The sequence below is a fragment of the Mesorhizobium sp. M7A.F.Ca.CA.004.04.2.1 genome (assembly GCF_004022825.1).
In the GTDB taxonomy this organism is placed as follows: domain Bacteria; phylum Pseudomonadota; class Alphaproteobacteria; order Rhizobiales; family Rhizobiaceae; genus Mesorhizobium.
The window spans coordinates 1-8,441 of record NZ_RZPH01000165.1; the positions used below are offsets into that span (position 1 = coordinate 1).

The 8,441-nt window shown below is 64.4% G+C and carries 10 protein-coding genes; 6 read left to right on the plus strand and 4 right to left on the minus strand.

Translation table 11 applies throughout. The annotated features are described in order from the left end of the window. From EN893_RS10260 to EN893_RS10275, 3 genes are all read right to left on the minus strand, one after another. A partial coding sequence (locus EN893_RS10260; RefSeq protein ID WP_164900786.1) for a YgcG family protein occupies positions 1–503 on the minus strand: 503 nt, incomplete at its 3' end. 4 nt (positions 504–507) lie between these two features. Beyond that, the gene (locus tag EN893_RS10265) at positions 508–1,359 is read right to left on the minus strand and encodes a YgcG family protein (protein ID WP_127272093.1); all 852 of its coding nucleotides are present in this window, start codon (positions 1,357–1,359) and stop codon (positions 508–510) included. A 258-nt stretch (positions 1,360–1,617) separates the two neighbouring features. Further along, positions 1,618–2,256, minus strand: coding sequence for a LemA family protein (locus EN893_RS10275; RefSeq protein ID WP_127269647.1), 639 nt, complete (start codon positions 2,254–2,256; stop codon positions 1,618–1,620). Between the two features lie 162 nt (positions 2,257–2,418). On the opposite strand from EN893_RS10275, the gene EN893_RS10280 reads away from it, so the two are divergent. From EN893_RS10280 to EN893_RS10305, 6 genes are all read left to right on the plus strand, one after another. Next, positions 2,419–2,670, plus strand: coding sequence for a hypothetical protein (locus EN893_RS10280; RefSeq protein WP_127269645.1), 252 nt, complete (start codon positions 2,419–2,421; stop codon positions 2,668–2,670). A 13-nt stretch (positions 2,671–2,683) separates the two neighbouring features. Next, on the plus strand, positions 2,684–3,568 hold the full coding sequence (pdxY, locus tag EN893_RS10285; protein WP_127269643.1) for a pyridoxal kinase PdxY: 885 nt from the start codon (positions 2,684–2,686) through the stop codon (positions 3,566–3,568). Further along, positions 3,565–4,335 carry a DUF429 domain-containing protein gene (locus EN893_RS10290; RefSeq protein WP_127269641.1) on the plus strand — a complete coding sequence of 257 codons (771 nt, stop codon included), beginning with the start codon at positions 3,565–3,567 and terminating at the stop codon, positions 4,333–4,335. The genes pdxY and EN893_RS10290 overlap by 4 nt, the downstream gene beginning before the upstream one ends. Positions 4,336–4,483: 148 nt before the next feature. Continuing rightward, positions 4,484–5,128: a carbonic anhydrase gene (locus EN893_RS10295; RefSeq protein ID WP_023811712.1), complete on the plus strand. Its 645-nt coding sequence runs from the start codon at positions 4,484–4,486 to the stop codon at positions 5,126–5,128. Next, complete coding sequence (locus EN893_RS10300; RefSeq protein WP_128361525.1) at positions 5,125–5,559, plus strand: nuclear transport factor 2 family protein; 435 nt, start codon at positions 5,125–5,127, stop codon at positions 5,557–5,559. Before EN893_RS10295 ends, EN893_RS10300 begins: the two co-directional genes overlap by 4 nt. Positions 5,560–5,654: 95 nt before the next feature. After that, complete coding sequence (locus EN893_RS10305; protein WP_127272099.1) at positions 5,655–7,709, plus strand: M3 family metallopeptidase; 2,055 nt, start codon at positions 5,655–5,657, stop codon at positions 7,707–7,709. Between the two features lie 147 nt (positions 7,710–7,856). On the opposite strand, the gene EN893_RS10310 is transcribed toward EN893_RS10305, so the two are convergent. Beyond that, positions 7,857–8,441 (minus strand): MlrC C-terminal domain-containing protein (locus EN893_RS10310; protein ID WP_164900787.1); only part of this gene is annotated, 585 nt, incomplete at its 5' end.

Here is an 8,441-nt window from a genome sequence, read left to right on the forward strand (position 1 = left end):
CAGACCATGACCATGTCATCGACGGCTTTGCTGATGCCGCCGGAGAAGTCGCCGGCGCGGAAGGCCGGCACCATGTCGTTTTCGATGATGAGCTTGGTATGCAGGTCGGTCAGCGTACCTTCCAGCCCATAACCGACCTCGATGCGCATCTTGCGGTCGTTCGGGGCAACCAGCAGGAGCACGCCATTGTTCTCGCCCGCCTGGCCAAGTTTCCAGAAGCGGAACAGGCGGTTGGCGTAGGGCTCGATCTCCTCGCCATCGAGGCTGGGGATCGTCGCCACGACGATCTGGTCGGAACCTTTTGTCTCGAAGTCGGCGAGCTTCCGCGTCAGCGCCGCCTTGGTCGCGGCATCGATGATGCCGGCATTGTCGACGACGCGGCCGGTCAGCGCCGGCAGGTCGGCCGCGTAGGCCGTGATACAGGAGAACAGCACGACCGCAGCAATCAGGACGGCCGAGGCGAGGCGGTCGCGTTTCGACAGGCTGATGCTGGGTATCGTCATGCCATCACCAGCTTCCCGACGAGCCGCCGCCGCCGGACGAACCGCCACCGCCGGAAAAACCGCCGCCGCTGCTTGACCCCGAAGACCATCCGCCGCTGGAACTTCCCGACGACCAGCCACCACGAGAGGAGCGCCGGTGCGGCTCGAAGGTCATGCCGAGCCAGCGGTAGCGGCCGGGACCGAGCTTCTGGCCGAAGATCGGCGGCAAGATGGAGACAGCAAGACTGCCGACCATAATGGTTATCCAGATGCCGATGAACACGGTGAAGAACAGGTCGCCGGACTCGAAGGGCGCTTCCTGGTTGCGCTCGCCGCGCGCCTCCAGCTCCTCCGGATTTCCTTCCAGCACCATGATCATGTCGTCTACGGCTTTGCTGATACCGCCGGAGAAGTCCCCGGCGCGGAAAGCCGGCACCATGTCGTTTTCGATGATCAGCTTGGTGTGCAGGTCGGTCAGCGTACCTTCCAGCCCATAACCGACCTCAATGCGCATCTTGCGGTCGTTCGGGGCAACCAGCAGCAGCACGCCGTTGTTTTCCTTCGCCTGCCCAAGTTTCCAGAAGCGGAACAGGCGGTTGGCGTAAGGCTCGATCTCCTCGCCCTCGAGGCTGGGAATCGTCGCCACGACGATCTGGTCGGAGCCTTTTGTCTCGAAATCGGCAAGCTTCCGCGTCAGCGCCGCCTTGGTCGCGGCATCGATGATGCCGGCATTGTCGACGACACGGCCGGTGAGCGCCGGAAGATCGGCGGCGAGGGCGGTGAAGGGAAGGAAGAAGAGGCTTAGAAGAGCGAAAAGGAACCCTAGGCTTGCGTTCCGGGGCGCCCCCCTCTGCCCTGCCGGGCATCTCCCCCTCAAGTGGGGAGATTGGCCGTCATCTCCGCTTTCGCCAATTTGCAACGTCGCAAGATCGGCGTCAGCGCCGAAGCTGCCAATCTCCCCCCTTGAGGGGGGTGAGGACTGATCCGCGTAGCGGACGGGAAGCCAATTGCTTGGCTTTCCGAACGACGAACGCCCGAAGCGCCAGCGAAGGGCCGGTTCCGGTAGGACAGAGGGGGGTGTTTGCACGCCAGCAGCCCGTCATTTCGCGGGATTTATTCCGATGACAGTCGACGTTCACCCGCCCTGCTTCGTGCCGAAATCGACCTTCGGCGGCTGCATCTTGTCTTCGGCGACAGTGAAATTGGCAAAGGGCTCATTGCCGCGGAACCAGAAGGTCGCCCACAGCACCGAGGGGAAGGTCCTCAGCGTCAGATTGTAGTCCCTGACCGCCTGGATGTAGTCGCGCCGCGACACCGCGATGCGGTTTTCGGTGCCTTCGAGCTGGGCTTGCAGCGCCAGGAAATTCTGATTGGCCTTGAGGTCGGGATAGGCCTCCGAGACCGCGATCAGCCGCGACAGCGCGCTGGTCAGCCCCGCCTGGGCATCCTGAAACTTCTTGAGGGCTTCGGGATCCTTCAGCGTTTCCGGTGTTACCGTGATCTGCGTTGCCTTGGCGCGCGCCTCGACCACCGCGTCGAGCGTATCCTTTTCGTGCGAGGCATAACCCTTCACCGTCTCGACCAGGTTGGGGATGAGGTCGGCGCGGCGCTGATACTGGTTCAGCACCTCGCTCCACGCCGCCCTGGCGTTTTCTTCCGCTGTGGGGATGGTGTTGTAGCCGCAGCCGGCAAGCAGCGGCAGCACGATCGCCATCATCAGGAAGGCGGGCAGCGTGCGGAAAATGGACGGCGAGGCAAGGCGCTGGGCAAACATGATGGGGTCCCTCGGTAGAAGTTGCACGCGAAGCATTACCACAATCAGCGCGCAAGAAAACCGCCCGGGCCGGCAGCCCCTCGCCTGCCATGCCCGATGCCGCTGCAAGGGTCTGTGATTGGCCGTACGAACGCGATAAGGTCCACAAAACGGGACATCATCATGGCGGAGCGCCAGGACAGCGAGAAGGAATCGCGCCGTATCCTCGAGCGCATCGCGCACGAGACGAATCCGGCGGGCGACTCGTTTGCGGGGCGGGCCGCGAAAGGCATGCGCGATCACGTCACCGCGGCCGATGCCGATCGCGCCGATCCGATCGAAGTTTGGGGCACCCGCTTTGGCCGCACGCTGGGCCTGCTGCTGGCGCTGGGCCTGATGGTCTGGCTCGTGCTTTACGTCATCCGGGGCAGTTAGGAATCAAACGACAATGAGCGCCGAACAAACCGACGCGCCGCGTGCGGTCATCGTCATTTCCAGCCATGTCGCGCGCGGCTCGGTCGGCAACCGTGCCGCCGTGTTTGCGCTGGAGACCCTGGGGTTCCCGGTCTGGGCGGTGCCGACCGTCATCCTGCCCTGGCATCCCGGCCATGGACGGGCAACACGGATCGTACCGCCGCTCGACCAGTTCAAGGCGCTGATGGCCGATCTCGAGCGGGCGCCATGGCTGGGTGAAGTCGGCGCCGTGTTGTCCGGCTATCTCGGCGAGGCCGGCCAGGCCGAGGCCGTCGCCTCGCTGGTCGCCGCGGTGAAGGCAAGGACACCCGGCGCCGTCTATATCTGCGATCCGGTGATGGGTGATTCGGGCGGCCTCTACGTGCCCGAGCCGACAGCCATCGCCATGCGCGACCGGCTGATGCCGATCGCCGACATAGCCACCCCCAACCGCTACGAACTGGAATGGATGGCCGGCGCCGCGTTGCCCGACCTGAAATCGGCGATCGCGGCAGCGCTCCACGCCGGACCATCGACCATGCTGGTCACCTCTGCGCCGTCGATGATGACGGGCGGCACCGGCAATCTGCTGCTCGATAGCAGCCAGGCGCTGCTCGCCGAACATCGCCTGATCGACAAGCCGCCGAATGGCCTGGGCGATCTGACGGCGGCCGTCTATCTGGCACGTATCCTGTCCGGCCAGCCGCCGGTCAAGGCGCTGCAATCGACGACGGCGGCGGTCTACGAGATCCTGGCGCGCACCGCCAAGCGCGGCGGCGACGAACTGCAGCTCGAAACCGATGCGCAGAGCCTGTCGCATCCGATGGCGATGGTCCAGCTTCGCCACCTCACGCATCCGGGGCGGGGCCGCCGGGCGTGACGTCGACTGAGGCCGTGCTTGTCGGCGTCGACGGCTGCAAGGCCGGCTGGATCGCCGTCCGGTGCGCTTTTGGCATGGCACCGTCGGTCGGTGTCTTTGCAACCTTCACTGCCCTGCTCGCATCCCTTCCCGAAGACGCTGTCATCGCTGTCGACATGCCGATCGGCCTACCCGACTTTTCGGGCAAGGGCGGTCGCGGCCCCGAAGCGCTGGTGCGGCCGCTGCTCGGGGCGCGCCAATCCAGCGTCTTCTCGATCCCCTCCCGTGCCACGCTCTATGCGGAGACCAATGATTTCACCACCATCGAAGCCTGGTATGCCGCGCACATCAGGGCAAGCGAGGTGGCCCTGACCACATCCGACCCGCCGCGCGGAGTCTCGATCCAGGCGTTCGGCATTTTTGCCAAGATCCGCGAGATCGACGCCCTGCTGATCGCGCGACCCGATCTGCGCGGCCGCGTGTTCGAATCGCATCCGGAAGTCGCTTTCTGCCGCCTGAACGGCGATCAGGCCATGCAACTGCCGAAGAAGATCAAGGGCGGCATCAATCCGGCCGGCATGGCGGAACGCAAGGCTCTGCTTTGCCGGCATGGCTATGACACGGCCTTTCTCGACCAGCCGCCACCGCGCGGCGCCGCCGCCGACGATTTCCTCGACGCGGCCGCGATGACGCTGATCGCCGGTCGCATCGCCAGCGGTGAGGCACGGCCGCTGCCCGACCCGCCGGGCCGCGACAGCTTTGGCATTCCTGTCGCCATCTGGGCGTAACGCTGTTGGCCAAGGTTGCGCTCGATGCATGGCATTTCTAGCCAGCCCTCATAATTCTGCATTGCTCGCGACCGGCTTTTGCCGCTAGAGCCTCTCTAGACCGCAACGAGCTGCCGCATCCAACCCGGAAAGGCTCCAGACGCCGCCCATGTCCCATCTCCCTGAACATCTTCTCGCCGGCTACCGCAATTTCATGAATGGCCGCTATCTCACAGAGAGCGGGCGCTATCGCGATCTCGCTCGCGAAGGCCAGGCGCCGGAGACGATGATCGTCGCGTGCTGCGATTCGCGTTCGGCGCCCGAGGCGATCTTCGACGCCGGGCCCGGCGAACTCTTCGTGCTGCGCAATGTCGGCAATCTGGTGCCGCCCTATGCTCCCGATGGCGAGTTCCATTCGACCTCGGCGGCGCTTGAATTCGCCGTGCAGAGCCTCAAGGTCAAGAACATCGTCGTCATGGGCCATGGCCGCTGTGGCGGCATCCGTGCAGCGCTCGACACCAATTCCGCGCCGCTTTCGCCGGGCGACTTCATCGGCAAGTGGATGAGCCTGATCGCGCCGGCGGCCGAAACCGTCTCCTCCAGCACCTTCATGACCGCGTCGGAGCGCCAGACCGCGCTGGAGCGCATCTCGATCCGCTATTCCATCGCCAACCTCAGAACCTTTCCCTGCGTCTCGATTCTCGAGGGCAAGGGGCGACTGTCGCTGCATGGGGCCTGGTTCGATATCTCGACCGGCGAACTCTGGACGATGAACAAGGAAACCGGCGATTTCGAACGGCCGGAGCTGGGATGAACACAGCGGCGCGCAAGGTGGTAAACATCAGGTCGGCCGCTTTGACGGCGGCCGCGCTGCTGATAGCGATTATTGCCGCCCGCGCCGATGATCGTGCCCTCATCAGCCGCTGGTATTCGGCGCTGCTGGTCGCCGACCGCACCGAACTGTCCGACCTGCTCGCCGATGATGTCCGCATCAAGCTGGACGACCTCGGCGTCGTGCAAAGCAAGCAGGAATTCATCGCCTCGATGGACGAATGGAAAGGTGCGGTTGCGGGCGCAGCGATCCGGCATCGGATCGAAAAGAGCGAAGGCGGGGTCACCACCGTGGTCGCCTGCTACGACTTTCCCAACAATGACAAGCTCATGCATGAGACTTTCGCGGTGACCGACGACCGCATCACCGCCAGTTCGCAAGCGGCAATCGCCGAGACGTGCGACGGCTTCTGACGCCATCCTGAGGGCCGAGCCGTTGCGCCTTGCGAGGCCTCGCCCTACATCGGGGACGACCAAACCTCTCCCCGTCAACGATCGAAAGACTGTCCATGCCTTCCACGAAAGCCGTCGACCTCGCCGCCCATCCGCTGACCGCGTGGCAAGGGCCGCTCGGCCTGCCCGATTTCACGCGCATTGGCGATGGCGACTTTTCCCCGGTCTTCGACGCGGCGCTGAAGGCGCACGAGGCCGAGATCGAGGCGATCGCCGGCAACAAGGATGCGCCGACCATCGAGAACACGCTTGCCGCGCTGGAACTCGGCGGCGAAGCGCTCGATCGCGTCTCGTCGATCTTCTGGTGCCGCGCCGGCGCCTACACCAACGAGACGATCCAAGCGCTGGAGCGCGACATCTCGCCGAAAATGTCCAGGCATTTCTCGGCGATTTCGATGAATGAGCGGCTGTTTGCCCGCATCGACGATCTCTACCAGCGCCGCGAGAGCCTGAAGCTCGACGCAGAGACCCTGCGGGTCCTGGAAAAGACCTGGAAGGGTTTTGTCCGCTCCGGCGCCAAACTCGATGCCGACGGCAAGAAGCGGCTGGCCAAGATCAGCGAGGAATTGTCCTCGCTCGGTACCAGCTTCGGCCAGAATGTGCTGGCCGACGAGAGCGACTGGGCACTGTTCCTCGATGAGGCCGACCTTGCCGGCCTGCCGGACTTCGTGAAAAGCTCGATGGCCGAAGCCGCCGAGATACGCGGCCAGAAGGGCCGCTACGCCGTCACCCTGTCGCGCTCGATCTACGAGCCGTTCTCGACCTTCTCCGAGCGCCGCGATCTGCGCGAGATCGCCTTCCGCGCCTTCACCATGCGCGGCCAGAATGGCGGCGCCACCGACAACACGAACGTGGTGCGCGACATGCTGCGCCTGCGCGCCGAGAAGGCAAAGCTGCTCGGCTACGCCTCCTTCGCCGCGCTGAAGCTCGATGACACCATGGCCAAGACACCGAAGGCCGTGCACGCGCTGCTCGACCCGGTGTGGGAAAAGGCGCTTGAGAAGGCAGCAAGCGACCAGATCGAATTGCAACGGTTGGCGACGGAGGCCGGCAGCAACGAAAAATTCGCCGCCTGGGACTGGCGCTTCTACCAGGAGAAACTGCGTGCGGAAAAATTCGCCTTCGACGAGGCGGAGCTGAAGCCCTATTTGCAGCTCGACCGCATCATCGACGCTTGCTTCGATGTGGCGACACGGCTGTTCGGCATCACCTTCGAGGAGAAGAAGGGCATCGCTGCCTGGCACCCCGACGCCCGCGTCTTCGTGGTGAAAAATGCCGATGGCAGCGAGCGCGGCCTGTTCCTCGCCGATTATTTCGCCCGGCCCTCGAAGCGCTCCGGCGCCTGGATGAGCGCGCTGCAGTCCGGCTACAGGCTCGGCCACGGTGCGAGCCCGGTGATCTACAACATCATGAACTTCGCCAAGCCGCCGGCCGGCGAGCCCGCGCTGCTGTCGGTCGACGAGGCGAAAACGCTGTTCCACGAATTCGGTCATGCTTTGCACGGCATGCTGACCGATGTCACCTGGCCCTCGGTTTCGGGCACCTCGGTCAGCCGCGATTTCGTCGAACTGCCCTCGCAGCTCTACGAACATTGGCTGACCGTGCCGGCGGTGCTGGAAAGACACGCGCTGCATGTGAAGACCGGCAAGCCGATGCCCAAGGCGCTGCTCGACAAGATGCTGGCCGCGCGGACTTTTGGCGCTGGCTTTGCAACAGTAGAGTTCACCGCATCCGCGCTGATGGACATGGCTTATCACGCACGGCCGGATGCGCCTGAAGCACCACTTCGTTTCGAAACCGAAACGCTTGCAGAGCTGCACATGCCGGACACCATAGCCATGCGTCACCGCACCCCGCATTTCGGCCACGTCTTCTCCGGCGACGGCTATTCGGCCGGCTATTATTCCTACATGTGGTCGGAAGTGCTCGATGCGGACGCTTTCGCCGCCTTCGAGGAGACCGGCGACCCCTTCAACCCGGCGCTCGCCGAACGGCTGCGCAAGAACATCTACGCCGCCGGCGGTTCGAAGGATCCGGAAGAACTCTACACCGCATTTCGCGGCAAGATGCCGTCGCCCGAAGCGATGATGGTGAAGCGGGGATTGGTGTAGCACCGGATAATCTCCCCCCTCGAGGGGGAGATGGCCGCGAAGCGGCCAGAGGGGGTCGGTTCGACCGGGCTCGGCCTGCTGCGGCAGAAGAAGGTTGGCGCATTACGTCAGGCGACCCCCTCTGTCGGCTTCAGCGACATCTCCCCCTCAAGGGGGGAGATTGCCTGCATCCTTCCAAGGATCCGCAACCCTTGGCCACACCGGCCTTGTCAGCTTCTTGTAATCGGTCACCGCCGGATTGCTGGGATACGAACTCGGCGCCGAGACATAGATGATCTCGGCGGCGATCGGCTCGAAGCCGGCGTAGAAATGGTTGGTCGACTTGATCAGCAGCATGTCCTTGGCCATCGGATCGACGCCGATGTTGGAAAAGATATCCGGCTCGAAGGTCTGTGTGCGGTTGGTGTTGAGAATGATGTCGACCTCGGTGCCTTCGAGGCGGACCAGCGCCGTCGGCCCCAGCGTCACCCGGCTTGGCCCGAAACTCTGCCAGCCCTCCGCAACCGCTTTCAGCACGCGCACGCGCGCGTCGATCGGCTCGCCTGCCTGCGGCCCGGCCTTGCCGCCGAAGCGCAGATCGATGACCGCGCCTTCGCCCGCCGCCAGGCAGAAGGTGACCGCGATCGGATCCCAGATCGTCGCCACGGCGAACCTGTCCAGGCCACGCGCCAGCATCTGGCGCAGCACGAAGGTGCCGTCGCCGGGCACACCGCCGCCGGGATTGTCCCAGAT

Bases quoted from the DNA above. Each gene is read 5' to 3' on its own strand.
- EN893_RS10275 (WP_127269647.1), bottom strand. From the start codon at position 2,256: ATGTTTGCCCAGCGCCTTGCCTCGCCGTCCATTTTCCGCACGCTGCCC.
- EN893_RS10280 (WP_127269645.1), top strand. From the start codon at position 2,419: ATGGCGGAGCGCCAGGACAGCGAGAAGGAATCGCGCCGTATCCTCGAG.
- pdxY (WP_127269643.1), top strand. From the start codon at position 2,684: ATGAGCGCCGAACAAACCGACGCGCCGCGTGCGGTCATCGTCATTTCC.
- EN893_RS10295 (WP_023811712.1), top strand. From the start codon at position 4,484: ATGTCCCATCTCCCTGAACATCTTCTCGCCGGCTACCGCAATTTCATG.
- EN893_RS10300 (WP_128361525.1), top strand. From the start codon at position 5,125: ATGAACACAGCGGCGCGCAAGGTGGTAAACATCAGGTCGGCCGCTTTG.
- EN893_RS10305 (WP_127272099.1), top strand. From the start codon at position 5,655: ATGCCTTCCACGAAAGCCGTCGACCTCGCCGCCCATCCGCTGACCGCG.